Origin of the sequence: Caballeronia sp. GACF4 (genome assembly GCF_023631025.1) — a bacterium.
GTDB lineage: Bacteria > Pseudomonadota > Gammaproteobacteria > Burkholderiales > Burkholderiaceae > Caballeronia.
Map to the genome: position 1 here is coordinate 54,779 of NZ_JALQDW010000005.1, position 26,085 is coordinate 80,863.

The window sequence follows — 26,085 nt, forward strand, 5'->3', positions numbered from 1 at the left end:
CAACCGAACCTCACCCCATGAACCGCCGCGCGTTCTGAAACACGCGCAGCCACGGACTGCCGTCAGTGGTCCAGTCATCCGGTGTCCAGCTCATTTGCACATTGCGATGCACGCGCTCCATATGCGGCATCAAAACGGTGAAGCGGCCGTCGGGCGTCGTGACCGACGTGATGCCTTGCGGCGAGCCGTTCGGGTTGAACGGATACTGCTCCGTCGCGCGGCCGTGATGATCGACGAAACGCATGGCGACGAGTGCCTTCGCGGCATCGCCCTGTTGCGAGAAATCGGCGAAACCTTCACCATGCGCGACCGCCACCGGAATGCGCGAGCCTTCCATGCCGCTAAAGAAGATCGACGGCGAACTCTCCACTTCCACGAGCGAGAAGCGCGCTTCGAACTGCTCGGACTTGTTGCGCGTGAACTTGGGCCACGCCTCGGCGCCGGGGATGATTGACGCCAGGTTCGACATCATCTGGCAGCCGTTGCAGATGCCGAGCGCGAAGGTATCGGCGCGGCTAAAGAAGGCGGCGAACATATCGGAAAGACGCGGGTTGAAGCGAATGGTCTTGGCCCAGCCTTCGCCCGCACCCAGCACGTCGCCATACGAGAAGCCGCCGCACGCCACCGCGCCCGCGAAGTCGGCGAGTGTCGCGCGGCCTTCGAGCAGATCGCTCATATGTACGTCATGCGCATCGAAGCCCGCGCGGTCGAATGCATACGCGGTTTCGAGATGCGAGTTCACGCCCTGCTCGCGCAGGATCGCCACGCGCGGACGCGTGTTCGTCGCGATGAACGGCGCGGCGACGTCTTCCGCCGGATCGAAGGTCAACACGGGCGACAAGCCGGGATCGCCGGCATCGAGCAATGCGTCGTATTCGGCGTCGGCACAAGCGGGGTTGTCGCGCAGACGCGCGATGCGCCAGCTCACCTCGCTCCATGCGCGCTGCAACTCGGTACGCGGCGCATCGAAAATCTTCTTCGCGTCGCGATAGATCTCGACCGTGTCGCGCTCGTTCGGCTTGCCGATGACATGCGCGCACGCCGACAAACCATGCCCGCGCAACGCGCCGAGCACGGCATCGCGATCCGCCGCGCGCACTTGCACCACCGCGCCGAGTTCTTCCGTGAACAGCGCGCGGATCGTGCGGTCGTCGCGCCGGCCGCTCGTCTGCTTGGTCCAGTCTTTCGCGTCGCCGTAATCGGATTCGTGGTCGGCATCGAGTGTCAGCATGTCGACGTTGAGCGACACGCCCACGTGCCCCGCGAACGCCATCTCGCAGACCGTCGCCCACAGGCCGCCGTCCGAGCGGTCGTGATAGGCAAGCAGCTTGCCGTCGGCGTTGAGCGCCTGAATGGACGCGAAGAAGCGCTTGAGGTCTTCGGGATCGTCGACGTCGGGCACGGCATCGCCCACTTGCTGCGTCACTTGCGCGAGGATGCTGCCGCCCATGCGATTGCGCCCGCGCCCCAGATCGATGGCGATCAGCACCGTATCGGACTCCGCGACGAGTTGCGGCGTGAGTTGACGGCGCACGTCCTCGACCGGCGCGAACGCCGAGATGATGAGCGACACCGGCGACACCACTTCCCGTGAGCCGCCGCGTGCGTCCTGCCACTTGGTGCGCATCGACAGCGAATCCTTGCCGACCGGAATGCTGATGCCGAGCGCCGGGCACAGTTCCATGCCGATGGCCTTCACCGTGTCGTAGAGCGCCGCGTCTTCGCCCGCGCTGCCGCACGCGGCCATCCAGTTGGCGGAGAGCTTGAGCTTGCTCAACGATTCGATCGGCGCGGCAGCGATATTCGTCACTGCTTCGCCCACTGCCATGCGGCCGGATGCGGGTGCGTCGATGACGGCGAGCGGCGTGCGCTCGGCCATCGTCATGGCTTCGCCGCGATAGCCCGCGTAGTCCATGGTCGTGATGGCGCAATCGGCCACCGGCACTTGCCACGGGCCCACGAACTGGTCGCGCGCCGTCGTGCCGCCCACCGAACGGTCGCCGATGGTGATGAGAAACGACTTGCTCGCGACGGTCGGGTGCTTGAGCACATCGACGGCGACTTCCGAAAGCTGCAGGCCGGTGACATCGACCGGCGTGAAGCTCGGATGTTCGCGCGCAACGTCGCGATGCATTTTCGGCGGCTTGCCGAGCAGCACATCCATCGGCATGTCGACGGGTTCCTGACCTTCGTTTTCATCGTCGATGAGTTCGAGGTCGCGCTCGTCCGTCGCCACGCCAACCACTGCCACCGGGCAGCGTTCACGCTCGCACATTGCCTCGAAGGCCGGCAGATCGGCGGGCGCGATGGCCAGCACATAGCGCTCTTGCGCTTCGTTCGACCAAATTTCGCGCGGCGACAGTCCGCTTTCCTCGAGCTGTACCTTGCGCAGTTCGAAGCGCGCGCCCTTTCCCGCGCCATCGACGAGTTCGGGGAACGCATTCGAAATGCCGCCCGCGCCGACGTCGTGAATCGACAGAATGGGGTTGTGCTCGCCCAGTTGCCAGCACGAGTTGATGACTTCCTGCGCGCGGCGTTGAATTTCAGGATTGCCGCGCTGCACGGAATCGAAGTCCAGCTCGGCGGTGTTCGCGCCCGTGGCCATCGAACTCGCCGCGCCGCCGCCCATGCCGATGCGCATGCCCGGTCCGCCGATCTGGATCAGCAGAGTGCCCGCCGGCAGATCGTTCTTGTGCGTGTGCTGGTCCGAGATATTGCCGATGCCGCCCGCGATCATGATCGGCTTGTGATAGCCGCGCACGCGGCCCGCGACGTTCTGCTCGAAAGTGCGGAAGTAGCCGCCCAGGTTCGGACGGCCGAATTCGTTGTTGAATGCCGCCGCGCCGATGGGCCCGTCGATCATGATCTGCAACGGCGACGCAATGCGATCCGGCCGGCCATACGCCTCATGCGTTTCCGACGGATTGCGCGAGACGAGCGGCGTGGCGGCATCGCGGGCGTTTTCCCACTTTTGACGCGCATCGGGCAAATCGAGGTTCGATACCGTGAAGCCCGCGAGACCGGCTTTCGGACGCGCGCCGCGACCGGTCGCGCCTTCGTCGCGGATTTCGCCGCCCGAGCCCGTTGCCGCGCCCGCGAACGGCGAGATCGCCGTCGGGTGGTTATGCGTTTCGACCTTCATCAGCGTGTGCGTCAACTCGACCTTGCGCTGATACTGCTCGCTCTCGCCGCGCGGAAACCAGCGCTCCGCGACGCCGCCCGCCATGATCGCCGAGTTGTCCGAGTACGCGACGATCGTGCCTTCGTGATTCAGCTTCTCGGTGTTGCGGATCATGGCGAAGAGCGACAGATCCTGCTTCTCGCCGTCGATGGTCCATTCGCCGTTGAAAATCTTGTGGCGGCAATGTTCGCTGTTGGCCTGCGCGAACATCATCAGTTCGACGTCGGTCGGATTGCGGTTGAGGTTTTTGAAGGCATCGACGAGATAGACGATCTCGTCTTCCGCGAGCGCGAGGCCCAGTTCCGCGTTGGCCGCTTCGAGCGCCGAACGCCCGGCGCCGATGATATCGACCGTCTGCAAGGGCTTGGCGGGCAGTTCGTCGAAGAGATGCAGCGCCTGATCGCGCGAGGCCGCGACGCTTTCGGTCATGCGGTCGTGCAACGCGTCGGCAACGGCGGCGCGCGCTTCGTCCGACAGGGTTTTCTTGCCGCCGAGCAGGCCGCTCTTCAGGACGACCGTGTATTCGACGCCGCGCTCGATACGCCGCACTTGCGTGAGGCCGCAATGATGCGCGATGTCGGTTGCCTTGCTCGCCCAAGGCGACACCGTGCCGAAACGCGGCACGACCAGAAACGTTTCGGCGTGGCCGCGTTCCTTGCCTTCTTCGAGCGGCGCACCGTAGTGCATCAACGCGTGGATGCGGTTGCTGTTCTCATCGGAAAGCGGTTCGGCCGAATTCACGAAGTGCAGAAACTGGCCGCGCACGCCGACGATGTTCGCGTCGATGCGCGCGAGCGTCTCGAGGAGGCGGGTCTGACGGAAATCGGAGAGGGCCGAAGCGCCGGGGAAACACGAGAAGTGGGCCATTGTGACGGTGCGTCGATGACGTCTGTGTGCCGCTGGGTGCCGCGCTCGAAACGCCGGAAACGGCCACGAGCGTGGATGAGCGACGTGAGGCGAAAGGAAGACCGCGATTATACCCCGGATGCGTCTCAAATTCAGCCGGCCCGACCGGCGCCATTGCCCGTCGCGCGTGCGCATCCCGCCGCGGACGTGACGCATGGCTTATCCTGAAATCGATCCTGCAGTGTACGCAGTGCAGAAACGTTCGCGACGGACATGCTGCGATCTGGCACCTATGGTCCCGGCGCGGCTCATTTGGCGCTATCATGGCGCGCTTTCTTCGGGTGTGGCGAGTCTGCCGCGCCCGCCGTCTCATCGTCGACATGCGCGGCGCGCCCGAGCTTGCGGCGCGGTGTGCGGCGCAAGTTCGCGCCTTCGGGCAAAAAAGTCATGGATGTCATCGTTATCGGCGGAGGAATCGCCGGCATCGCCACCGCTTACCAGTTGCATGCGGCCGGGCATCGCGTCTGCGTGGTCGAGCGCTACGCGACGGTCGCCCAAGGCGCCACCTATGGCCAGGGCGGCGCGCTTCTGCCCTCTCCGCTCGATGTCTGGTTCGGACCGACCTTCATGTCGTCGAACCGCGCGAAGCAAAACGGCATGGTCGTGAAGACCGGCTTTCATAGCGCCGTGCGCGATTTTCTGAAACAACTCGCCATGCTGCGCGAGCCGGACGCGTTCGCGGCGCAATATGCGTTGCTGGAACCGCTCGTCGCGTTGTCGCGCCGTACCGTCGCGGAAATCGAGAGCGCACTGCAACTCGAATTCGAACAGCGGCGCGGCATGTTGCACGTGTTTCGTCACGCGCGCGAGCTGGAGGAAGCGCAACCGGCCATCGATCTGTTGCGGCAGTTCAAGGTGCCGCATCGCGTGCTGACGCCTGAGGAATGCGTCGCAGCGGAGCATTCGGTGCCCGAATATCCCGAATTCGCAGGCGGCGTTTTGCTGCCCGAGGATCGCACGGCCAATTGCCCGCTCTTCACCAAGCAACTGAAGCAGGTGCTCGAAGACGGCGGCGTGCAGTTCCGCATGAATCGCACGGTAACGGCGCTGCGTCTGGACGATAAGCGCGCGGCCGTCGAACTCGCCGATCCGGACGCGAGCCGCAACAAGCGCAACGAAAATGTCGAGTTGATCACGGCGGACGCCGTCGTGGTCGCGGCGGGAGCCGAGACGCCCGCGCTCGTCAGGAAGTCCACGCCGTGGCTGTATCCGCTGCGCATGCATACGCTCACCGCGCCGATTGCCTACGAAGAGCGCGCGCCGCATCTGACGGTCGTCGATTCGATGAAGCGCATCACGATGACACGTGTGAACCAGCGTCTGCGCGTGGCGGGCGCGGGCGTATTCCAGAGCGCATCCAAGGCCGACAAGCCGCTCGATGCGAGCCTCGCCCGTCGTGCCCTCGACGTGCTCGGTCAGGGCACGCACGACTGGATTCCGGGCGCGGGACGCGTCTCGGCCGCGCGTCCGTGGGAAGGCCTGCGCCTCTTCTCCGCCGATGGCCTGCCGGCAGTCGGCGCGACACGGCATCCGCGTGTGTTCGTGAACGCGGCGCATGGTCCGGCGGGCTGGGGGCTCGCGTGCGGGTCGGCGAAGGTGGTGGCGGATCTCGTGTCCGATGTGACGCCCGAGGTTCCGGAACAGACGCTTGCGGCGTTGAGTATCGAGCGGTTTTGAAGAGCGCGCGTCCGTGCTCTCGCGTGCTGCGGTGCTAGTGGCTGCGTCGGCCTGGCATTCGGTTTGTGCGAGCCGCGCGCGTCGGCTTGGCATTCGGTTTGTGCGAGCCGCGCGCGTCTTTGAGCGACTCACGAAACTTGCGATCCTGGTCGAGCCGAATCGCCACATGCTTCAGGCACGAACGGTGCGAATCGACGCAATGTTCGCTGCACGCCTATCATCGTCGACATGACCGATTCCCGAACGCCCTACTTCACGCCCCGCGACGATGCCCTCGCGCTCCTGACGCTCACAGAGCTGCGTTCGCTCGAAGCGCGCGCCGCCGCCGCGCTGCCGCCTCACACGCTGATGGCCCGCGCAGGCGCCGCCGCCGCACAGCTTCTGCTCCATACGCGCGACTTTCATACGAAGAAGCCCGTCTGGATCGTCGCCGGCCCCGGCAACAACGGCGGCGATGCGCTCGTGATGGCCGAGCGGCTTCACCGCGCGGGCGTGACGGTGCGCGTTTGCATGCCGGTCGAGGTCAAGCCCGACGACGCCCGCTGGGCGCTCGAAGCGGCGCGTGCCGCAGGCGTGACGATCGACACCGAAGTCCCCGCATCGTTCGATGAATTCGGCTGGCTGGTCGACGGCATGTTCGGCATCGGCCTGACACGGGTGCTGGACGGCGTGTTCGCCGGCATTGCGACACGTCTGTCGCAAAGCGCGCGCGATGCCGACAGCCGCGACCACGGCCGCGTGCTCGCGCTCGACGTCCCGAGCGGTCTCGACAGCGACACCGGCGCACCCGTCGCGGGCGGTGCAAGCGTGCGCGCGAACGAGACGATCACGTTCATCGGCGCGAAGCCGGGCCATTTCACGGCGGAAGGCCGCGATCTGTGCGGCACGCTGCATGTCGCCACGCTCGACATCGAGCCGCCCGCCGCGCCTTCCATCGTGCTCAACGTGCCGGCCCTTTTCGCGGCCCACATGCCGCTGCGCGACAACGCGACCAACAAGGGCACATTCGGCACGCTTGCCGTGATTGGCGGCGATACCGGCATGTGCGGCGCGCCCATCCTCGCCGCGCGCATGGCGCTCTACAGCGGCGCGGGCAAGGTCAACGTGGCGTTTCTAGGCGAAGGTGCGCCGTCCTACGATCCGCCGCATCCCGAACTGATGCTGCATCACGTCGACGACTTCGCGCTCGAAAAAATGGACGCGCTTTCGATCGGCTGCGGCATGGGCAAGAGCGACCGCGCGAAAAAAGTGCTCGCCGATGTCCTGAAGCTCGACGCCGCCAAGCTGCTCGACGCCGATGCGCTCAATCTCGTCTCGAAGGACGACGCCCTCGCCGCAGAAGTCGCGGGACGCGGCGCCAAGGGCAATCCGTGCGTGCTCACGCCGCATCCGCTAGAAGCCGCGCGGCTCTTGCAAACCGATGCAAAGGCGGTGCAGGCCGACCGCATCGCGGCCGCGCGTCGGTTGGCAGCGCGTTATTCGGCGGTCATCGTGCTGAAAGGCTCGGGCACGGTCATCGCGTCGCCGGATGGCCGCGTCGCCATCAATCCGACCGGAAACGCAGGACTCGCCACCGGCGGCACCGGCGACGTGCTCGGCGGATTGATCGGAGCATTGCTCGCCCAAAAGTTGCCTGCGTATGAGGCGGCGCTGGCAGGCGTGTACTTTCACGGGCAGGCCGCCGAGCATCTGGCGAGCGATGGCACCGGGCCTGCGGGACTGACGGCGGGCGAACTTGCGCCTGCCGTGCGCAGTCTCATCAATCGTCGCTTCTATAAACGACAGCAGCGCGCCTGATTCGCGCGAGGCTTGCACGGCGCCGCGATGACGCCTTGCAAGCATTCGTTCATGCATCGTCGCTATACTGCCTCTTGCTTCTTACATTCGAGCATCCGCGGCACCGCTGGTCGCGTTCACGAACTGACTGACGCCACCCGCCAAGCCGCCTTTGCACGAACGTTTCCTTTGTCACTCAGGACTATCGAACCGTTATGACGCTCAAATCGCTACCCGCCTGGTCGGCGCTCCAATCGCACTACGATGCCATCTCCGGCGAGCGCCTGCGCGACTGGTTCGCGCCGCAAAACGACACCGCGCCCACGCGCGCCGAGCGCTTCACGTTCGACGGCGGCGGTATCAGCATCGACTTCTCCAAGAACCGCATCACCGACGCCACGCTCAAGCTGCTCATTCAGCTCGCCGAAGAGGCGAAGGTGACCGAGCGCCGCGACGCCATGTTCGCGGGCGATATCGTCAATATCACGGAACATCGCGCGGTGCTGCATACGGCGCTGCGCGCGCAATCCGACGACGCGCCCTTCGCCGAACAGGTCCGCGCCGAGCGCGCGAAAATGGCCGCGTTCGCCAACAAGGTCCGCGACGGCTCGTGGACCGGCTATACCGGCAAGCGTATCCGCCATGTGGTGAACATCGGTATCGGCGGCTCGGACCTCGGACCGAAGATGGTCGTGCACGCGCTGCATCATCTGGCATCGAAAGAACTCGACACGCATTTCGTCTCCAATGTCGATGGCGCCGATCTCTGGAACGTGCTCCAGCAAGTCGATGCCGAAGAGACGCTCGCGATCATCGTCTCCAAGACCTTCACGACGCTCGAAACCATGACCAACGCGCACTCCATGCGCGATTGGTTCTTGAAGCAGGGCTGCCCGGAAAGCGAGCTTTCGAAGCACTTCGTCGGCGTCTCGGCGAACCCGGCGGAAGTGGTCAAGTTCGGCATCGCGAAAGAAAACGTCTTCGAGATGTGGGACTGGGTCGGCGGGCGCTATTCGCTGTGGTCGGCGGTGGGCCTGTCCATCGTGATCTCGGTCGGACCGGAGAATTTCGACGCGCTGCTGGAAGGCGCGTACGCGATGGATCAACACTTCCGCGAAGCGCCGCTCGACAAGAATCTGCCCGTGCTGATGGGCATGATCGGCATCTGGTATCGCAACTTCTTCGGCTCGCAGAGCGATCTGATCGCGCCTTATTCGCAGGCGCTGCACTATCTGCCTTCGTATCTTCAGCAACTGGAGATGGAAAGCAACGGCAAGTCGGCGACGCTGGCAGGCGGCATGGTCGATTACCCGACCGCTGCCGTGATCTGGGGCGAGCCCGGCACGAACGGCCAGCACGCGTTTTTCCAGATGCTGCATCAAGGGCCGACCATCATCCCGATCGATTTCATCGCCGTGCTCACGCCTGAGCATCCGCTCGTCGATCACCATGCGAAGCTGCTCGCCAACTGCTTCGCGCAAAGCGAAGCGCTGATGCTTGGCCGCACGCTCGAAGAGGCGAAGAAGGTCGCGGGCCCGGGCAAGGAAGAACTTGCCACGCATTTGAGCTTTCCGGGGAATCGGCCGACCACGACCATCATTCTCGATGCGCTCACGCCCGAGGCGCTCGGCGCGCTCATCGCGCTATACGAACACAAGGTGCTCGTGCAGGGCGCGGTGTGGGACGTGAACTCGTTCGATCAGTGGGGCGTGGAACTCGGCAAGATTCTCGGCAAGGTGGTCGAGGCGGATATCACCGCCGCGAGCGCCGATCCGAAGAAGCACGATGCCTCGACCTCCGCGTTGATCGAGCGCGCGCGCAAGGCTCTGAAGTATTGACGGCTGGTTGCGTCGTTAAAGCCCGCATCGGCCCGCATCGGCCGATGCGGGCTTTTTTATACGCTCAGGCCATTGACGAGCCGCCCTGCTTCGATCGTCACGGTGGCATCGCAGCGTTCGGCGAGTTCGACGTCGTGCGTGACGAGCACGAGCGTCGCGCCGTTGCGTTCGTTCATCGCGAACATGAGATCGATGATGGCATAGCCCGTAGCGGCGTCAAGGCTGCCGGTGGGTTCATCGGCGAAGAGCACCGCGGGATGCGTGACGAAGGCGCGCGCCAACGCCACGCGTTGCTGTTCGCCGCCGGACAGCAGCTTGGGATAATGCGCCGTGCGTTGCGCGAGACCGACCTGATCGAGCAGCGAGCGCGCGCGCGCGGCAATCTGATCGTGCGGCAACTCCGCGCGCAGTTCGAGCGGCAGCATGACGTTCTCGAGCGCGGTGAGATGCGGCATCAACTGGAACGACTGGAACACGAAACCGACCGCGCCGCTTCTGAGCGCGGCGCGCTGGTCTTCATCGAGCGTGGAAAGCTCCTTGCCCAATAAACGAACCGAGCCCGCACTCGCGCTGTCCAAACCCGCGAGCAGGCCGAGCAGTGTCGACTTGCCCGAGCCCGATGCCCCGACGATCGCCACGCTGCTGCCCTTCGCGATGGACAGATCGATCTGATCGAGTATCGTGAGCTCGCCCGTTGCGTCCTTCACCCGCTTGCTTAAACCCCGAACTTCGATGACCGGCTCGATATTGTTTTGCATGGACACCCTGAAAAAGAACTGGAGCGCGCGTGCTTGCGTCGCCTTGACAATGCTTGCGGCAAGTTCCGCGCTGCATGCACAAGACGCAGCGACGAACAAGCCTGCAATCGTCGTGCTTGGCGATAGCCTCTCCGCCGAATACGGCTTGCCTCGCGATACCGGCTGGGTCAATCTGCTGCGCCAAAGGCTTGCGAAAGAGCGTCTCGATTATAGCGTCGCCAATTCGAGCATCAGCGGCGACACCACGAGCGGCGGACGCGCGCGATTGACCGCCGTGCTCATGCGTATCAAACCGGCGGTGGTAGTCGTGGAACTCGGCGCGAACGATGCCTTGCGCGGCGTGCCGCTTGCCACCACCGAGACGAATCTGCGTGGAATAGTCGAGGCATCGCAGGCGGCGCATGCGAAGGTTTTACTCATCGGCATGTACGTTCCGCCCAATTACGGCCCCGACTATTCGCAAAAGTTCCACGCCATCTATGAACGCATCGCCAAGGACAAGAATGTGGCGCTCGTCCCTTTCCTGCTTGCCGGGATCGAAAACAAGCCGACGATGTTCCAGTCGGACCAGATTCATCCGACGGTGCAGGCCCAGCCATTGCTATTAGAAAACGTCTGGCCAAGCTTGAAACCCTTGCTGGGCGCAAGTGCGTCGTAACAACGAAGACGCCAGCCGCGACAGCTTTTCCAACAAACGCGGAACACGGCCAAGATTCAGTTATCTGAGACTTTCGCGTAACTCTTATAACCCCGCTCGCAAGAGAGCGCTCTACAAGGAGGTCACGTGAAATACTTCCCTCTGGTTGCATTGACCATCGCGATTTCGGCATGCGCCGCTCAACCGCCCGCAGGCGTGCAACAAGTCGGCATGAGCGACAAGCCGGTCAAGGCGGTCGCCGAATGCGTCTCGCATGCATGGGCTGACAAGACGCAACAGCAAGTCGTGTCGCAAGATACGCTTGCCAACGATCAGGCCGTCGATGTCTATGTGCCTGGTCAGCAGCCGCCGAATGGCGCGGCCGCCGTGGTGCGTCCGAAGTGGTCCGGTCCGGGCTCGTGGGTGGGTTTCCGCGCATCGGGTGCCGCTGGCAGCCAGGCGACGGGCGACATTCAGGCTTGCCTGTAAGGACACTGTTGCTGGTTACATCGGGCAGCATTGAAAAAGCCCCGCGTCCTTTCGGACACGGGGCTTTTTTGTGCGACTGACGTTTTACTGCTTCTTATTGATTGGCCGCAGGCACCGGCGCCTGACTCAGCTTGACCTTCGAGCGCGCCTTCAACGAGTCGATATACGCTTCCATCTCGGCTTGAGCATAGACCTGCGCGATCTGCTGCTGCGCGCCGGCGAGACGATCCGCGGCCACCGCGTTGGCTTTCTCGATACCGTTGACGCGATAGATCGCATAGCCGTCCGTGCCGAGATCGACGCCGACGTACGCGGGCAACTTCGAGGCATCCGCCTTGAAGATCGCGCTCAACGCGGCAGGCGGCAAGCCCTGCGCGTCGTTGCGCGAGACGATGATCGGTGACGTGAAGCGATCGGTCGACTTCGATTTCTGCAGATCGGCAAGCTTCGTCTGGCCTTCCTTGAGCGCCATCGCAGCTGCGTCTTGCGCGACGACCTTCGTGCGTACCGCGTCCTTCACGGCGTCGAATGCGGGAACGGTCGAAGCCTTGTAGTCGGTCACGCGCGCGGCGATCAGCGTGTTGTTGCCTGCATCGACGGCTTGGGTGTTGTTGTGATCTTTCACCGAGTCCGGTGAGAACACGGCCGCCAGAAACTTCGCATTGTTGAGCGGATTGTCCTGCGGCAATTGCGTGTTGGGCTTCGGACCGACCGTAGCGGTCTGAACCGTGAGCTTGTATTTGTCGGCCGCGGGCTGCAGCGACTTCGCCTGTTCGTAGACGGTGTCGGTGAAGCCTTGCGCTGCTTCTGCAAAGCCCTTGCTGCCCTGTTGCGCGGCGTAGTCCTTCGCGAGCGCTTCCTTCACTTCTTCGAACGACTGCGTAACCGACGGCTTGACGTCCGTTGCCTGAATGATGTGGTAACCGAAGTCCGACTCGACGATATCGCTCACTTCGCCTTTTTTCAGGTTGAACGCGGCGTCGTCGAAAGCCTTGCCGCCCGCGATCTGACCGCGCGCGAAGTAACCGAGGTCGCCGCCCTTCGACGCCGAGCCCGGATCTTCCGAATTCTTTTCCGCTACTTGCGCGAACTGATCGGGATGCGCCTTTACTTGCGCGAGCAGTTGTTCGGCCTTCTGCTTCGCCTTCGCCTTGTCGGCCGCGCTGGCGTCCTTCGGCGCGTTCACGAGGATGTGACTCGCGCGTACCTGACCCTCCGTGCGATAGCGCTGGATGTTGTCGTCGTAGAACTTCTTGAGTTCGGCGTCGCTCGGCTTCGATGCCGCCGCGAGCGTGGACGGCGACAGCACGAGGTACTGAATGGTCGCGGTCTCGGGCGTGGCAAAGTCATTGCGATGCGCGTCGTAGTACGAATGCAGTTGCGCTTCGGTGGGTTGAACCTTCGCGGCGTAATCCGCCGCGCGCAGCGACATGCCCTGCACCGCGCGACGCTGCTCGGACAATTCGGTCAAGCTCTGCGCGAGCGACTTCGAGGTGAACGAAGACTCCTGAATGCTTGCCGGGATCTGCTGATTTGCGATTGTGTAGCGCATGCGCTCGTCGTACTGCGCGGGCGTCATGCCCTGCATGGCGAGCATCTCCTTGTAACGCTCGATGTCGACGGAGCCATCGGGCTTGCGCAGCGACGCGACGATCGGATCGGACAGCAGCGCGCGACGCACGGCGTCGTCGGATGCGGTCAGATGCAGGCGTTGCGTCTCGTCCGACAGCGCGCGCTGTTGCACGAGACTGTCGACCATGGCGGCGCGCGCTTCGGGCGTGTCGAACATGCGGGCGTCGAACTGAGCGCCCAGCATGGAGCGCGCGCGATCCACCTGCTGGCGGAAGGCGTTATCGAATTCGGGGCGCGTGATCTTGTGACCGTTCACGCTGGCGACGTAAGCGCTTTCGTCGAAAAAGTTGCTGAAACCCTGAATCCCGACAATGCCGAGACCCGGCACGATGATCAGGATCAGCAGGGCCATCATCAGGCGCTGGTGATTACGGAAGAAGTCGAGCATGCGTAGCGCTGCGTGGTTAGAACAAAACGCTCGATATTACAACAGCGCGAGGGGAAAAGGCGACAAGTCGGGGTGTAAGGCTTCCGGTGGGAGCCGCGTTTGGTGGTCCATCTATGTTCCAGGAAGCGGAAAATCCTTCGTACTCAAAGGCTTAACCGTTCATGCGGAAGATTCGGCGGCATTATCGCAATGCCTGCAAATTTGGCAATGCACGAGACGCGTCGACGCTGTAAATTGCTTCGGAATCTTAATCAAGAAGCGGAAAAGAGAAAGTCCCGCAAGCTTGTGACTTGCGGGACTCTTTCAGTCGATCCTGGCGGAGCGGACGGGACTCGAACCCGCGACCCCCGGCGTGACAGGCCGGTATTCTAACCAACTGAACTACCGCTCCTTGCTTGATGCTCAACCCAAACTGCTGTGAACCGGAAACTGGTGGGTGCTGAGAGGCTCGAACTCCCGACCTACGCCTTGTAAGGGCGCCGCTCTACCAACTGAGCTAAGCACCCGTTCCGCGATTCAAGCGTTGCTGCTTTTTGCTACTCCGCGTTGACCAGCAGCTCATGTAAGAGTTGCCGTATCCAGCGAGTCCGCTAGTTTAGCGCATCCTTCAGCGCTTTGCCAGGCCGAAATTTCGGCACCTTGGCCGCCTTGATCTTGATGGCCGCGCCCGTGCGCGGATTGCGTCCCGTACGCGCCACGCGCTTGCCCACGGCAAAGGTTCCGAACCCCACGAGCGTCACCGTTCCACCCTTCTTCAAGGTCGCGCTCACGCCGCCGATCACGGCTTCGAGTGCACGCCCCGCTGCCGCCTTGGAAAGATCGGCTTGCTCCGCGATATGGTCGATCAGGTCAGTCTTGTTCATTGTGATCCCCGAATCTGTAATGGCACGATGTGGTCGATGTCGTTTCGCATCGAAACGAGCAGCATCGATTTTTCGATTCGATGCGCGGCCATTAAACGCAGCCGAAACGGGAGTGTCAACGAGGGTTGCGCCTGATTTCATCTGCTTTGGAAGGACTACTCGAATTCGTCGACGCAAACAAAAAGACCCCGCAAGCGCGAACCTGCGGGGTCTTTTTTACGACTTGGGCCGTAAGTGCGGCAGCGTCAATGAAGCGTGCTTCAGTGCTTCACGAACTCGCCGACAGCCGGACCATCTTTCTTCGCTTCAGCGGCCACTGGCGGCTTGGCTTCTTCTTCCGGCAACGGTGCCGGCGCGCGTTCGAGCGCCAGTTCCAATACGCGATCGATCCAGCGAACCGGAATGATCTCGATGGCGTTCTTCACGTTGTCCGGAATGTCGGCCAGATCCTTGGTGTTTTCTTCAGGGATCAGCACGAGCTTGATGCCGCCGCGATGCGCCGCCAGCAGCTTCTCCTTCAACCCGCCGATAGGCAGCACTTCGCCGCGCAGCGTGATTTCGCCTGTCATCGCGACATCCGCGCGAACCGGAATACCGGTCAGCACCGAGACCAGCGCCGTCGTCATGGCGATACCGGCGGACGGACCGTCCTTCGGCGTCGCACCTTCGGGCACGTGAATGTGGATGTCCTTCTTCTCGAAGGCCTCGTCCGAGACACCGAGACGACGCGAACGCGAACGCACGACCGAGCGCGCCGCTTCGACGGATTCCTTCATCACGTCGCCGAGCGAACCGGTGCGGATCACGCCACCCTTGCCGGGCATAACCGCCGCTTCGATCGTCAGCAAATCGCCGCCGACTTCCGTCCACGCAAGACCCGTCACCTGACCGATCTGGTTTTCCTTCGCGGCCAGACCGAAGTCGTACTTGCGCACGCCGAGGAAGGTGTCGATGTTCGTGCCATCGACCTTCACCGCGCCTTCGGCCTTCTTCAGCAACAGCATCTTCACGACCTTGCGGCAGATCTTCGACACTTCACGTTCGAGCGAACGCACGCCCGCTTCACGCGTGTAGTAGCGAATGATGTCGCGGATGGCTTGTTCCGCCACTTCGATCTCGCCGTCCTTCAGACCGTTGTTGCGCTTTTGCTTCGGCAACAGATAACGCTGCGCAATGCTGACCTTCTCGTCTTCCGTGTAACCCGAAAGGCGGATGACTTCCATCCGGTCGAGCAGCGGCGGCGGGATATTGAGCGAGTTCGACGTCGCGACGAACATCACGTCCGACAGGTCGAAGTCCACTTCGATGTAATGGTCCGCGAACGTATGGTTCTGTTCTGGGTCCAGCACTTCGAGCAACGCCGATGCAGGATCGCCGCGGAAATCCATCCCCATCTTGTCGACTTCGTCGAGCAAGAAGAGCGGATTGCGCACGCCGACCTTGGTCAGGCTTTGCAGAATCTTGCCGGGCATGGAACCGATATACGTGCGACGGTGCCCGCGAATCTCGGACTCGTCATGCACGCCACCAAGCGCCATGCGTACGAACTTGCGATTCGTCGCACGAGCGATGGACTGCCCAAGCGACGTCTTGCCGACGCCCGGAGGCCCGACGAGGCACAGAATCGGCGCCTTCACTTTCTCCACGCGCTGTTGAACCGCGAGATATTCGAGAATGCGTTCCTTGACCTTTTCCAGACCGAAGTGGTCTTCGTCGAGCACGCGCTCGGCATTGGTCAGGTCGTTGTTGACCTTGCTCTTCTTGCGCCACGGCAAACCAATAAGCGTGTCGATGTAATTGCGCACGACAGTGGCTTCAGCCGACATCGGCGACATGAGCTTGAGCTTCTTGAGCTCGGCGTCCGCCTTCTTCTTGGCTTCCTTCGGCATGCGCGCGGCCGTAATGCGCTTCTCGAGTTCTTCGAGATCCGCACCCTCCTCGCCTTCGCCCAATTCCTTCTGGATAGCCTTGACCTGTTCGTTCAGGTAATACTCGCGCTGGCTCTTCTCCATCTGGCGCTTCACGCGGCCACGGATACGCTTCTCGACCTGAAGGATGTCGATTTCAGCTTCGAGTTGCGCGAGCAAATGCTCGAGGCGTTCGATCACAGGGAACATCTCGAGGATGTGCTGCTTTTGATCGAGCTTGAGCGGCAAATGCGCGGCGATGGTGTCCGCGAGACGACCCGCTTCGTCGATGCCCGACAGCGACGTCAGGATCTCGGGCGGAATCTTCTTGTTGAGCTTCACGTACTGATCGAACTGCGACACGATCGCGCGACGCAGCGCTTCAGTCTCGGCGCTGTCGGCGTGGTCGGGTTCGAGCGGCATCACATCGCAGGAAAATTGCGTTTCCTGTTCTTCAATGGACAGCGTCTTCGCGCGCTGCAAGCCTTCGACGAGCACTTTCACGGTACCGTCCGGCAGCTTGAGCATTTGCAGGATGTTGGCGACACACCCTACTTCGTACATGTCCTTTTCGGTCGGCTCGTCCTTCGCCGCCGTTTTCTGGGCAACGAGCATGATGTGCTTGCCACCTTCCATCGCGGCTTCGAGCGCCTTGATCGACTTGGGCCGCCCGACGAAGAGCGGAATCACCATATGCGGGAAAACGACTACGTCGCGCAGCGGGAGCAGCGGCAACGTGATGCGTTCCTGCGGGAGGAGTTGGGTTCCTGACATTTCATTTCCCCATTAATGGAATCGGTTCGTTCGTAAGTAAGGCCGTTAAGAGCTATTGCAAGCCTTTATCGGAAGGGAAAAGTCGTTAGTCGACGACCTGGTCAGTAACGTCCACAATAAACCGAAAAAATAAACAAAGGCCGTTCACGTTGCCATGAACGGCCTTTCGCCGGGACACAGCCTGCTTCAGTTCGACCCTGCTACTTTCGGTGCGTCTTCGTAGATGAGCAACGGCTTGCCGTCGCCGTCGATCGTGTTGTCGTCGACGATCACCTTCGAAACGCCCTTCATGGTCGGCAGCTCGTACATGACATCGAGCAACGCTTGTTCCAAGATCGAACGCAACCCGCGCGCACCCGTCTTGCGACGAATGGCTTTTTGCGCGATGGCCTGCAGTGCCGCCGGACGAATCTCCAGTTCCACACGTTCCATGGCAAAGAGCTTGTGATATTGCTTCACCAGCGCATTTTTCGGCTCGATCAGAATCTTCACGAGCGCGGCTTCGTCGAGCTTGCCGAGCGTGGCCACAACCGGCAAACGGCCGATCAGTTCGGGAATAAGACCGAACTTGATCAGATCTTCTGGTTCCACATCCCGCAGTACTTCGCCGGCATCGCGATCCTGCTTGCTCTTCACGCTCGCGCCAAAACCAATGCCGGTTTTTTCCGTACGATCGGTAATGACTTTCTCGAGCCCGTCGAACGCGCCGCCGCAAACGAACAGGATGTTGGTTGTGTCGACCTGAATGAAGTCCTGGTTCGGATGCTTGCGCCCGCCTTGCGGCGGCACCGAAGCCATCGTGCCTTCGACAAGTTTCAGCAGCGCCTGCTGGACGCCCTCGCCCGACACGTCGCGCGTGATGGACGGGTTATCCGACTTGCGGCTGATCTTGTCGATTTCGTCGATATAAACAATTCCGCGCTGCGCCTTGTCGACTTCGTAATTGCAGTTCTGCAGCAGCTTCTGGATGATGTTTTCGACGTCTTCACCGACATAACCGGCTTCGGTCAGCGTGGTGGCGTCGGCAATGACGAACGGCACGTTCAGCATGCGTGCAAGCGTCTGCGCGAGCAGCGTCTTGCCGGAGCCGGTCGGCCCGATCAGCAAGATGTTGCTCTTCGACAGCTCGATCTCGTCTTTCTTGTCGAGGTGCTTGAGTCGCTTGTAGTGGTTGTACACGGCCACGGCGAGAATTTTCTTCGCGCGTTCCTGGCCGATGACGTACTGATTAAGGATGTCGCTGATTTCCTGCGGGCTCGGCAGGTCGGACTTGGTCAGCCCGGCCTCTTCTGCCGCGCCGGCCGCTTCGTCGCGAATGATCTCGTTGCACAAGTCGATGCATTCATCGCAGATGAACACGGACGGCCCAGCGATGAGCTTCTTCACCTCATGCTGGCTCTTGCCGCAAAACGAGCAATACAGCAGCTTTTCGCTGCTGGAACCTTTTTTGTCCGCCATAAATGTGTGAGCCTCCGGACACTCTTGTTACATGATACGCCCTTCGATCCGGCCACGCAGTTTCGCCTGTGTGGCCCGTCCGAAGCGCGTTTTGGCGCGTTTCGCGTGACGCCGCATGCGCCACTCGCAACAGCCGGCTTCGTGTTTCGTGGAAGCCGGCGCGGCGTCGTTCCGGACGCCTTAAGGACGCTTGTGCAAAACCTGGTCAACGATGCCGTACGCTTGCGCGTCATCGCCCGACATGAAGTTGTCGCGGTCGGTGTCGCGTGCAATGCGCTCGACCGGCTGGCCCGTGTGATGCGACAGCAATTGGTTCAGACGCTCCTTCAAGTACAGGATTTCCCGCGCTTGAATTTCGATGTCCGACGCCTGACCACGCGCGCCACCCAGCGGCTGGTGAATCATCACGCGCGCATTCGGCAACGCGACGCGTTTGCCCTTTGCGCCCGACGCCAGCAGGAACGCGCCCATGCTTGCGGCGAGCCCCATGCAAAGCGTAGTGACGTCGGGTTTGACGAATTGCATCGTATCGTAGATCGCCATGCCGGCTGAAACCGAGCCGCCCGGGCTATTGATGTAGAGGCTGATGTCCTTGTCCGGATTTTCGCTCTCGAGAAACAGCAACTGCGCGACGACAAGATTCGCCGACTGATCATTGACTTCGCCGACGAGAAACACCACGCGCTCTTTCAGGAGGCGCGAATAGATGTCATAGGCACGCTCGCCGCGGCCGCTGGTTTCCACGACCATCGGAACGAGGCCGAGCGCCTGGGCTTCGAAGTCCCGCGATGCGTGGGACGCCAGTGTGTCGAGCAATTCAGCGCGAAAGGTCATGCAATTTCCTTGTTCGGAATAGGGATACTGATCGACGAAGGAGCATCCGGTAGAACGGCATGCGTACGCACAAACTTTAATGCAAAAAAGGCGTGAGGGCCGTCAGTCCGACGACCCGCACGCCCCCGGGCTCTACGCGTCAGGCTTGCGCCGTTGCGCTGGCCAGTTCCTCGAAGCTGACTTCCTTGTCGGTCACCTTGGCCTTGCCGAGAACGAAATCGACGACGTTGCTTTCAACGACGTACGCTTCCATTTCGGAGAGGCGCTGCTGATTCGAATAATACCAGCGGACGACTTCCTTCGGGTCTTCGTAGCTCTTGGCGAATTCGTCCACTTCCGCGCGGATCTGCTCGGGCTTGGCCTGCAGTTCGTTGGCCTTCACCAGTTCTGCGAGCACGAGGCCCAGCTTCACGCGACGCTCGGCTTGTTCAGCGAACATTTCGGCGGGGATCGGTGCGTCGGCAGCGTTCGGCACGCCACGTTGTTGCAGATCCTGGCGCGCCATTTCGACGAGACGTTCCTGGTCCTGTTCGATCAGCGCCTTCGGCACGTCGAGTTCGGAAATCTTGAGCAACGCGTCCATGACCTGATTCTTCACGATCTGCTGCGTGCGGCGCTTTGCTTCGCGCTCGAGGTTGTCCTTGATCTCGCCGCGCATTTTCGTGAGATCGCCGTCTTCGATACCGAGCGACTTCGCGAATTCCGCGTCGATTTCCGGCAGATGCGGCCACTCGATCTTTTTCACGGTGACGGCGAACTGCGCGGTCTTGCCGGCGACGTCCTTGCCGTGATAGTCCTCGGGGAACGTAAGGTCGAACTCGCGCGTTTCGCCGACCTTCAGGCCGGTCGCTGCTTGTTCGAATTCCGGCAACATGCGGCCTTCGCCCAAGACGAACGCGAAGTCTTCCGCGCTGCCACCTTCGAACGGCACGCCGTCGAGCTTGCCGATGAAGTCCAGCGTGACGCGGTCGCCTTCCTTGGCCGCCGTGTCCGCGCCGCCGTCGCCATGCTCGCCGCCTTCGCCGCGCGCGTGGAAGTGCACGCGCTGCTTGCGAAGGATGTCGAGCGTACGGTCGACTTCGGCTTCGGAAATGGTCGTGACGGTGCGTTCGATTTCAGCGGTGGCAACGTCGCCGAGCTTCACTTCGGGATAGACCTCGAAAGTGGCGTCGAATGCGTAGTCTTCCGCAGCGGCTTCGACCTTCGGCGCAAAGCTCGGCTGGCCCGCGACGCGCAGGTTTTCGGTGCGCGTGACGTCGAAGAATTCCTTGCCCACCTTGTCGCTCAACACTTCGGCTTCGACCTGACCGCCGTATTGCTGCGTGACCATCTTGAGCGGCACCTTGCCCGGGCGGAAGCCCGGCATGCGCACGGTCTTGGCCAACTGGCGGATGCGCGAGTCCACTTCCTTCTGCACGGTGTCTTTCGGCAGCGAGATGGTGACGCGGCGTTCGAGCTTGCCGAGGTTTTCAACTACGTTAGCCATGGCTTCAATCGTCCTAGAGTATTCGGGTGTTCGGTGTTCGGTTCTTCCGCGGTTCTGGTTGCGCGGGTCCGGATGAGTTCTGCATGAGCCGCGCCGGGTGCGATGTCGGGCTTCGAAAACGCGCCGCCATGTCGAGACAAGGGAGCGCATCTCGCGACCGCCAGATGTTCGCCAACGCCGAGTCAGCCGGCAGAGCCAAGTATTCTAGCAAACAAATCGCGCGGCCTCTGACCACGAAACCCGCTTGGCCCGTTTCGAGCGATTTGCACGGTTTTTCAGCGCAATTCCGCTCGAAATACACATTTTGAGTCCATCGGCGCGACACTGCGATGGCGGTTATCGCACCTTCGCTATTTTGCTGCGGGCGGAGCGCTGATAAGCTTGCCGGCGCGTGACTCACGAGAAGCGAAAGGAGCGCGCGTTGCGTTGCGCGCTCGATTACCGCAACGCATGAAGCGCATGCGCCATACGCATGGCGACGTGCGATGCAATGCGCATACATCGGGCTTCGCTTCGGCTTTTCAACGTCCACTCACACAGAAAATATTCGAGACACCATGCCTAACGTCACGTCTGCCACGTCTGCCCCTGTCGTCGTCATCGCGCCCGATTCGTTCAAGGGTTCGCTTTCCGCCGAGGGCGTTGCCAACGCCATTGCAGAGGGCATTTTGCGCGCGCGTCCGGATGCCGAAATACGCATTCACCCGATGGCCGATGGCGGCGAAGGCACGCTCGACGCCATGCTCTCCGCAGGCGGCGAACGACGTCTGCTCAACGTGCGCGGCGCGGCTTCGGCCCGGCGCGACGCGGCGACCGGATTGCTGGCGGATGGCGGCGCGATCATCGAGACGGCCGAAGTAGTCGGCATCACGGACCCGGACGGCATGGCGACGCCCGTCACGGAGCGCAGCACGCTTGGCATGGGCGAGGCGATTCGCGCCCTGCTCGATTCGGGCGCGCGCACGTTCTACGTTGCGCTGGGCGGCAGCAGCACGAACGACGGCGGCGCGGGTCTGCTCGTCGGGCTCGGCTTGAAGCTTTTCGATGCGAACGGGCGCGAACTCGAGCCGGTGCCGTCGGCGTTGGCGAAGATCGCGCGTATCGATGCGTCGGGGCTCGATTCGCGCGTGAAGGAAGCGGAGTTCATCGGCATGTCGGACGTCGATAATCCGCTCACCGGCGAGCACGGCGCGACCGCGATCTTCGGTCCGCAGAAGGGCGTGACGCCGGAGCAAGTGGCGACCATCGATGCCGCCCTCGCGCATTTCGCGGATCAACTCGAACCGGCGATGGGAATCGTCAAGCGCGACGAGCCGGGCGCGGGCGCGGCGGGTGGTCTGGGTTTCGCGCTGCATATGCTGGGCGCGCGCTTCGAAACCGGCGCCGAAGTGGTTGCGCGCGAGATCGGACTGGATGCGGCACTCGAGGGCGCTGACTGGCTCATCACCGGCGAAGGCCGGTCGGACGTGCAGACGCTGCACGGCAAGGCGCCGTTCATCGCCTGCAGGCACGCGCGGGACGCAGGCGTGCCGGCGACGCTTTTGTCGGGCGCGGTGGATTCGGCGGCGCTGCCGCGTCTGTCGGAGTTTTTCAGCGGATGCTTTTCGCCCGCGCCCGGCCCGATCACGCTCGATGTCGCGATTCGCGATGCCGCGCGCTTGCTGGCGAACGAAGCGGAGCAGTTGACGCGGTTGAGGTTTGGAGCAAAGTGAAGGGTCGGTGCTTGCGAAATGGCAAGCGCCAACAAAAAACCCCTTTCAGAAACAAAGGGGTTTGTTTGGTGCGAGGAGCGGGACTCGAACCCGCACACCATTGCTGGCGTCAGGACCTAAACCTGGTGCGTCTACCAATTTCGCCATCCTCGCAGCACGACTTCGAGCGGGGTTTCGTTTTGCCGCGCAACCTTGGTTGCGTGGCGCCGCAAAGCGCCCGGCGCTGTTTCGCCGTGTTCGACACCGGTCCAGTGTGTCGAGCCCGAGATTCTAACGCATTCGTCTGGTGATGTCTGGGAAAATCCGTGACAGCTTTCTAGGGGCGTGATTTCGGCTCAGGGAAGGCATTGAATCTTCAGGAATCCTCGACGTCGATTGTTGCCAGGTTCAAGGATAGTCGCGTCTGTTGTGAGCCACCCGACAGCGAACGATTCAGGGCTCACGCATCCGTTCACGGTTCAAAGCGTCTCCTCCGGCGCGGCTCGTCAAATTGCGACGCGCGATCGAGTGCGAGAAGCCGCAGCGTGCATCGTCAGACGGACACGCCGCCCAACTCCACCATGACCACTTCGCCTTTGGCCTGCGAGCGTCCGGCGAAATCGATACCCGATTGCCCCATCAGCTTCCTGATCTCGTCAGGCATCCTTTCGCTTGCTTGCGCTGCCGCAATCGGCCTGTCGATATGCGACAGAAACTGCCGCACGCTAGATGGCGGCAGGAACACGAAAACGTTCAGCGGATAAGACAGCTTTGCATCGCTGGCGCGGTTGGCCGTGATGTGCAGTCCCATGGTCGGCGAGACGTGCATCTGACGCGGACACACTCGAAAATCGAAGCCGAAATCGCTTGCCACGCTTCTCAGGAGAAACGGCAGGCATCTGTCTCCAAACTGCTTGTTCTCGGTCTTGCTGAGGGCCATGGCAGCCTCCGGTGCGCGCGCGGTTCGTTCACGAGCGCCCAGTGTTGCGCGGCGCGAAAACGGCGTCGGTGGGTCGGCGCACATCCGTGTCGATGACCGTGCATCGGGAGGACGTTCGCCGCGCCTGGCAGCGGAGCCTTTCGCGGGCGGATAAAATAGACATCGCGTCACGTTCATGCGTCAGAACAATCAAAGCCGGACGCCCCGCCCCACTTGGCCTACCCCACAAGCTCAGTTCGTGAATTTCGACGATTATTGCCAGCAAAAAGCCGCGCCCGAAGGCTCGGGCACTTACTACGCGCTCCGTCGCGCGCCCACGGCGCGTCAGCCGCTTTTGAGCGCGCTCTATGCGTTGCGGCGCGAACTCGAAGAGACCGTGAAGGAAACGAGCGACCCGACCATCGGGCGGACCAAGCACGCGTGGTGGCAAAACGAACTAGGCAAGCTCGATGCCGGTGAACCCACGCATCCCGTGACGAAAGCCTTGCTGGCGCACGCACCGTCCGCGGCGCAACCCGTGCTCGAAGATGCGGGCCGCGCGCTGATCGATGGCTTCGGCATGGATCTCGATCAGGCGCGCTATCTGGACTGGCCAGGACTGCGTCGCTATCTGGAGCAGACTGGCGGCGCGTTCGGAACGGCGGTCGCGCGTGCGACCGCGCGCGATCCGGCGCAGGCCGCGTCGTGGGCGGCGCCGCTCGGTTCGGCGCTCTTGCTGGCCGAGCGCGTGCAGGAGATCGGCGACGACGCGCGACATGGACGCATCTACGTTCCTATCGACGAACTGCAGCGCTTCGGCGTGACGGCAGCGGACATCATCAATCGCAAATACAGCGATAGCTTCACGGAACTGATGCGCTTCCAGACCGAACGCGCCCGACGTGCGCTTGAAGATGCGCTTGCCGCAATACCGCCGGCCGAGCGTTCATCGCAACGTGTTTTGCGCTCGCAGGCGGCGCTGTCGCTTGCGCTGCTCGACGAGATCGAGCGCGAGGGTTTTCAGGTGCTGCATCAGCGGATAGCGCTAACGCCAATTCGGAAGCTCTGGATTACCTGGCGGACGCGATAGGTGCGTGGACAGCGCTTTTCATTGCTGTTGATTCTTCGGCGCGTCGATTGGACGCGGGGCGCAACGGGCTGACGTCGTCACCGCGATTCGAAGGCGCTCGTGAATACCGCCTCCGCCATTCGTGTCTGCAAATGGCCAATGCACGCGAATAAACCGCAGCGCTCGCGCAGCAGGCCCAATGCGGCTAGCGATCGGGTCGAACGCGTGAGCGGCGGCTCTTCAATGGCGCGAGCCGGAAACGGAAGACCGCTAGAACGAAGCAATAACGTCTACACACGAATCAATGGCAGCGCGTCCGAAGACGGCCCCAGGCTCGCCACCGATTCGAGCTCCGCGCACGCGCTCAGAACCGTCGCATAAACCCGCCTGAAGTCGATGCCGACGCTCACGCCGCCATCGACGTCCAAGTCATCCAAACGCGGCGCTGCCCCATACAGCCCGCCGCTCACGCTTCCACCCAACACAAACTGCGGTGCGGCCGCGCCGTGATCGGTGCCTCGCGCATCGTTTTCACGAGCGGAGCGCCCGAACTCCGAATGACTCATCACAAGCGTGGTGCGCCAGTCGCCCGACGCGATCAACGCGCGTCGCAACGAAGCGAGCCCGTCCGCAAGCTGCGCCAACACACGCGCGTGCTTGGCCGCCTGATGCTCATGCGTATCGAACCCCGGTAGCGTAAGACGCACGAACGCGACCTTGTCACGTTCAGCGCGCCCGACGATGAAACGCGACGCCGCATCGCATGAAGCGGCAAACGACGCGCGTGCCTGCCCGATCCATTCGACCGCGCGGCTGGCATTTGCGAAAGGCCCCGCCTCCGCCGTGCCAACGACGCTCGCACGCGTTGCGTCCGAACGCGCAAGCCAGCCATCACGGCGATATTGGGCGGCGCTCGAAGCCGTATCCCAGATTTCGCGGGAGCGAAAATGCGAGCGGCTGGAGCTCGCATACCCCACGCCCTGGACGATGGCGAATTCGCGCGCTTCCCAAGCCGGCATCAACGCGAGCAAGGAAGGATGCAGCCCGGTTTGCTCATTCAGATGCAAGACATGCTCGCGCGGGATCGCAAGCGTCGGCCTGAGCGCGCGATAGCGATCATCGTTAAGCGGGATGACCGTGTTGAGGCCGTCATTGCCGCCGCTGAGTTCGACGAGCACGAACGTCTTGATCGAACGTCGCGCACGCGCCGTGGCGAATCCGTCCGCGCTCGCGCCACCTGCAAGCGCGCCGGCAATCTGCATGAAGCGGCGTCGGTTCATCGCGGCTCGCGCTCAACGCTTGTAGAGATCGCGCACGGCCTCTTCGATATGTTGACGCAAGAGGCGCCGCTCATCGGCGGTCATGACGGTATGGCGCGGAGGACGCGCGGGCGGTGCCTGATCGACCTGCTGAACCGGCTGCATCGTGGCGGCTTTGGTGTCGCGGTCGGGAAGATTGCCGTTCTTGGACGAGCGCTGCTGCGCGCGAATCATACGGCCGTCGAAGCGATTCGGCCGGGTGTCGGACGTGGTGTCGAAAGCGGTTGAGGGACGCGCGAAGCCCGGCGTCTGGGCGAAAACATGGTGCGTGCTCAGGATGGCGCAGAGCGCGCTGGCGAGAAGCGTTAGCTTGAAGATGCGCTCGACGCGCACGGGTCCGCGTTGCCGCGCTCCCAACATGTTTTTCCCTTCGTTGCTCGACAACCGGACAGCCTCATTCTTTTAGCGCACGTCTCAAAAGGCTTGGTCCGGCCAAATGACGCGCTGGTCTAATGGAGTATCTACCGAATGGCGGGCTTAGGT

General features: G+C 62.5%; 19 protein-coding genes and 3 tRNA genes. 7 read left to right on the top strand and 15 right to left on the bottom strand.

What is annotated here, in order from left to right; translation table 11 throughout:
• Positions 1 to 10: 10 nt before the first annotated feature.
• Positions 11 to 4,048 carry a phosphoribosylformylglycinamidine synthase gene (purL, locus tag NCR40_RS06410; RefSeq protein ID WP_250509025.1) on the bottom strand — a complete coding sequence of 1,346 codons (4,038 nt, stop codon included), beginning with the start codon at positions 4,046 to 4,048 and terminating at the stop codon, positions 11 to 13.
• Between the two features lie 287 nt (positions 4,049 to 4,335).
• Positions 4,336 to 4,476 (bottom strand): hypothetical protein, encoded by a 141-nt coding sequence (locus NCR40_RS06415; RefSeq protein WP_244827916.1) that lies wholly within the window; start codon positions 4,474 to 4,476, stop codon positions 4,336 to 4,338.
• Here NCR40_RS06415 and NCR40_RS06420 point away from each other — a divergent pair.
• The 3 genes from NCR40_RS06420 to pgi all read left to right on the top strand — a co-directional run bounded on the left by NCR40_RS06420 (position 4,475) and on the right by pgi (position 9,378).
• Positions 4,475 to 5,764: an FAD-dependent oxidoreductase gene (locus tag NCR40_RS06420; protein ID WP_250509026.1), complete on the top strand. Its 1,290-nt coding sequence runs from the start codon at positions 4,475 to 4,477 to the stop codon at positions 5,762 to 5,764. The two genes, NCR40_RS06415 and NCR40_RS06420, sit on opposite strands and share 2 nt — an antisense overlap.
• 228 nt (positions 5,765 to 5,992) lie before the next feature.
• Positions 5,993 to 7,561: an NAD(P)H-hydrate dehydratase gene (locus NCR40_RS06425; RefSeq protein ID WP_250509027.1), complete on the top strand. Its 1,569-nt coding sequence runs from the start codon at positions 5,993 to 5,995 to the stop codon at positions 7,559 to 7,561.
• A gap of 194 nt (positions 7,562 to 7,755) precedes the next feature.
• Positions 7,756 to 9,378 (top strand): glucose-6-phosphate isomerase, encoded by a 1,623-nt coding sequence (gene pgi, locus NCR40_RS06430; protein WP_250509028.1) that lies wholly within the window; start codon positions 7,756 to 7,758, stop codon positions 9,376 to 9,378.
• A gap of 56 nt (positions 9,379 to 9,434) precedes the next feature.
• Here the strand turns inward: pgi and NCR40_RS06435 are convergent, their stop codons facing one another.
• Positions 9,435 to 10,136: an ABC transporter ATP-binding protein gene (locus tag NCR40_RS06435; RefSeq protein ID WP_244827920.1), complete on the bottom strand. Its 702-nt coding sequence runs from the start codon at positions 10,134 to 10,136 to the stop codon at positions 9,435 to 9,437.
• Here NCR40_RS06435 and NCR40_RS06440 point away from each other — a divergent pair.
• Positions 10,135 to 10,794 carry an arylesterase gene (locus NCR40_RS06440; RefSeq protein WP_502800971.1) on the top strand — a complete coding sequence of 220 codons (660 nt, stop codon included), beginning with the start codon at positions 10,135 to 10,137 and terminating at the stop codon, positions 10,792 to 10,794. The two genes, NCR40_RS06435 and NCR40_RS06440, sit on opposite strands and share 2 nt — an antisense overlap.
• A gap of 126 nt (positions 10,795 to 10,920) precedes the next feature.
• Positions 10,921 to 11,262: a hypothetical protein gene (locus NCR40_RS06445; RefSeq protein WP_244827921.1), complete on the top strand. Its 342-nt coding sequence runs from the start codon at positions 10,921 to 10,923 to the stop codon at positions 11,260 to 11,262.
• A gap of 94 nt (positions 11,263 to 11,356) precedes the next feature.
• On the opposite strand, the gene NCR40_RS06450 is transcribed toward NCR40_RS06445, so the two are convergent.
• From NCR40_RS06450 to tig, 8 genes are all read right to left on the bottom strand, one after another.
• Entirely contained in the window at positions 11,357 to 13,282 is a 1,926-nt protein-coding gene (locus tag NCR40_RS06450; protein WP_250509029.1) for a SurA N-terminal domain-containing protein, read from the bottom strand.
• Positions 13,283 to 13,596: 314 nt separating this feature from the next.
• Positions 13,597 to 13,673 (bottom strand) — tRNA-Asp (locus NCR40_RS06455).
• A 39-nt stretch (positions 13,674 to 13,712) separates the two neighbouring features.
• Positions 13,713 to 13,788: transfer RNA gene (locus NCR40_RS06460), tRNA-Val, on the bottom strand.
• Positions 13,789 to 13,872: 84 nt separating this feature from the next.
• Positions 13,873 to 14,286 (bottom strand): HU family DNA-binding protein, encoded by a 414-nt coding sequence (locus tag NCR40_RS06465; protein WP_502800974.1) that lies wholly within the window; start codon positions 14,284 to 14,286, stop codon positions 13,873 to 13,875.
• Between the two features lie 119 nt (positions 14,287 to 14,405).
• Complete coding sequence (gene lon, locus NCR40_RS06470; RefSeq protein WP_244827924.1) at positions 14,406 to 16,826, bottom strand: endopeptidase La; 2,421 nt, start codon at positions 16,824 to 16,826, stop codon at positions 14,406 to 14,408.
• 186 nt (positions 16,827 to 17,012) lie between these two features.
• A complete protein-coding gene (gene clpX, locus NCR40_RS06475) occupies positions 17,013 to 18,284 on the bottom strand; it encodes an ATP-dependent Clp protease ATP-binding subunit ClpX (RefSeq protein WP_244827925.1) in 1,272 nt (423 codons plus the stop codon).
• 180 nt (positions 18,285 to 18,464) lie between these two features.
• Entirely contained in the window at positions 18,465 to 19,118 is a 654-nt protein-coding gene (clpP, locus tag NCR40_RS06480) for an ATP-dependent Clp endopeptidase proteolytic subunit ClpP (protein ID WP_244827926.1), read from the bottom strand.
• A gap of 139 nt (positions 19,119 to 19,257) precedes the next feature.
• Entirely contained in the window at positions 19,258 to 20,604 is a 1,347-nt protein-coding gene (gene tig / locus NCR40_RS06485) for a trigger factor (protein WP_250509030.1), read from the bottom strand.
• Between the two features lie 557 nt (positions 20,605 to 21,161).
• On the opposite strand from tig, the gene NCR40_RS06490 reads away from it, so the two are divergent.
• The gene (locus NCR40_RS06490; protein ID WP_250509031.1) at positions 21,162 to 22,316 is read left to right on the top strand and encodes a glycerate kinase; all 1,155 of its coding nucleotides are present in this window, start codon (positions 21,162 to 21,164) and stop codon (positions 22,314 to 22,316) included.
• Positions 22,317 to 22,382: 66 nt separating this feature from the next.
• Here the strand turns inward: NCR40_RS06490 and NCR40_RS06495 are convergent.
• Both NCR40_RS06495 and NCR40_RS06500 read right to left on the bottom strand, forming a co-directional pair.
• A tRNA-Leu gene (locus tag NCR40_RS06495) sits at positions 22,383 to 22,469 on the bottom strand.
• A gap of 379 nt (positions 22,470 to 22,848) precedes the next feature.
• Positions 22,849 to 23,235, bottom strand: coding sequence for a hypothetical protein (locus NCR40_RS06500; RefSeq protein ID WP_250464820.1), 387 nt, complete (start codon positions 23,233 to 23,235; stop codon positions 22,849 to 22,851).
• Positions 23,236 to 23,473: 238 nt separating this feature from the next.
• On the opposite strand from NCR40_RS06500, the gene NCR40_RS06505 reads away from it, so the two are divergent.
• The gene (locus NCR40_RS06505) at positions 23,474 to 24,304 is read left to right on the top strand and encodes a squalene/phytoene synthase family protein (protein ID WP_244827930.1); all 831 of its coding nucleotides are present in this window, start codon (positions 23,474 to 23,476) and stop codon (positions 24,302 to 24,304) included.
• 269 nt (positions 24,305 to 24,573) lie between these two features.
• On the opposite strand, the gene NCR40_RS06510 is transcribed toward NCR40_RS06505, so the two are convergent.
• Both NCR40_RS06510 and NCR40_RS06515 read right to left on the bottom strand, forming a co-directional pair.
• A complete protein-coding gene (locus NCR40_RS06510; protein WP_250509032.1) occupies positions 24,574 to 25,563 on the bottom strand; it encodes a DUF1501 domain-containing protein in 990 nt (329 codons plus the stop codon).
• Between the two features lie 12 nt (positions 25,564 to 25,575).
• The gene (locus tag NCR40_RS06515) at positions 25,576 to 25,962 is read right to left on the bottom strand and encodes a hypothetical protein (protein WP_244827932.1); all 387 of its coding nucleotides are present in this window, start codon (positions 25,960 to 25,962) and stop codon (positions 25,576 to 25,578) included.
• Positions 25,963 to 26,085 lie beyond the last annotated feature (123 nt).

Excerpts from the sequence above, each read along its gene's own strand:
- NCR40_RS06440 (WP_502800971.1), top strand. The coding sequence starts at position 10,135 with ATGGACACCCTGAAAAAGAACTGGAGCGCGCGTGCTTGCGTCGCCTTG.
- tig (WP_250509030.1), bottom strand. The coding sequence starts at position 20,604 with ATGGCTAACGTAGTTGAAAACCTCGGCAAGCTCGAACGCCGCGTCACC.
- clpX (WP_244827925.1), bottom strand. The coding sequence starts at position 18,284 with ATGGCGGACAAAAAAGGTTCCAGCAGCGAAAAGCTGCTGTATTGCTCG.
- NCR40_RS06515 (WP_244827932.1), bottom strand. The coding sequence starts at position 25,962 with ATGTTGGGAGCGCGGCAACGCGGACCCGTGCGCGTCGAGCGCATCTTC.
- NCR40_RS06500 (WP_250464820.1), bottom strand. The coding sequence starts at position 23,235 with ATGGCCCTCAGCAAGACCGAGAACAAGCAGTTTGGAGACAGATGCCTG.
- NCR40_RS06490 (WP_250509031.1), top strand. The coding sequence starts at position 21,162 with ATGCCTAACGTCACGTCTGCCACGTCTGCCCCTGTCGTCGTCATCGCG.
- clpP (WP_244827926.1), bottom strand. The coding sequence starts at position 19,118 with ATGACCTTTCGCGCTGAATTGCTCGACACACTGGCGTCCCACGCATCG.
- NCR40_RS06415 (WP_244827916.1), bottom strand. The coding sequence starts at position 4,476 with ATGACTTTTTTGCCCGAAGGCGCGAACTTGCGCCGCACACCGCGCCGC.
- NCR40_RS06465 (WP_502800974.1), bottom strand. The coding sequence starts at position 14,286 with ATGAAATCAGGCGCAACCCTCGTTGACACTCCCGTTTCGGCTGCGTTT.
- NCR40_RS06435 (WP_244827920.1), bottom strand. The coding sequence starts at position 10,136 with ATGCAAAACAATATCGAGCCGGTCATCGAAGTTCGGGGTTTAAGCAAG.
- NCR40_RS06425 (WP_250509027.1), top strand. The coding sequence starts at position 5,993 with ATGACCGATTCCCGAACGCCCTACTTCACGCCCCGCGACGATGCCCTC.
- purL (WP_250509025.1), bottom strand. The coding sequence starts at position 4,048 with ATGGCCCACTTCTCGTGTTTCCCCGGCGCTTCGGCCCTCTCCGATTTC.
- NCR40_RS06510 (WP_250509032.1), bottom strand. The coding sequence starts at position 25,563 with ATGAACCGACGCCGCTTCATGCAGATTGCCGGCGCGCTTGCAGGTGGC.
- pgi (WP_250509028.1), top strand. The coding sequence starts at position 7,756 with ATGACGCTCAAATCGCTACCCGCCTGGTCGGCGCTCCAATCGCACTAC.
- NCR40_RS06420 (WP_250509026.1), top strand. The coding sequence starts at position 4,475 with ATGGATGTCATCGTTATCGGCGGAGGAATCGCCGGCATCGCCACCGCT.
- lon (WP_244827924.1), bottom strand. The coding sequence starts at position 16,826 with ATGTCAGGAACCCAACTCCTCCCGCAGGAACGCATCACGTTGCCGCTG.
- NCR40_RS06450 (WP_250509029.1), bottom strand. The coding sequence starts at position 13,282 with ATGCTCGACTTCTTCCGTAATCACCAGCGCCTGATGATGGCCCTGCTG.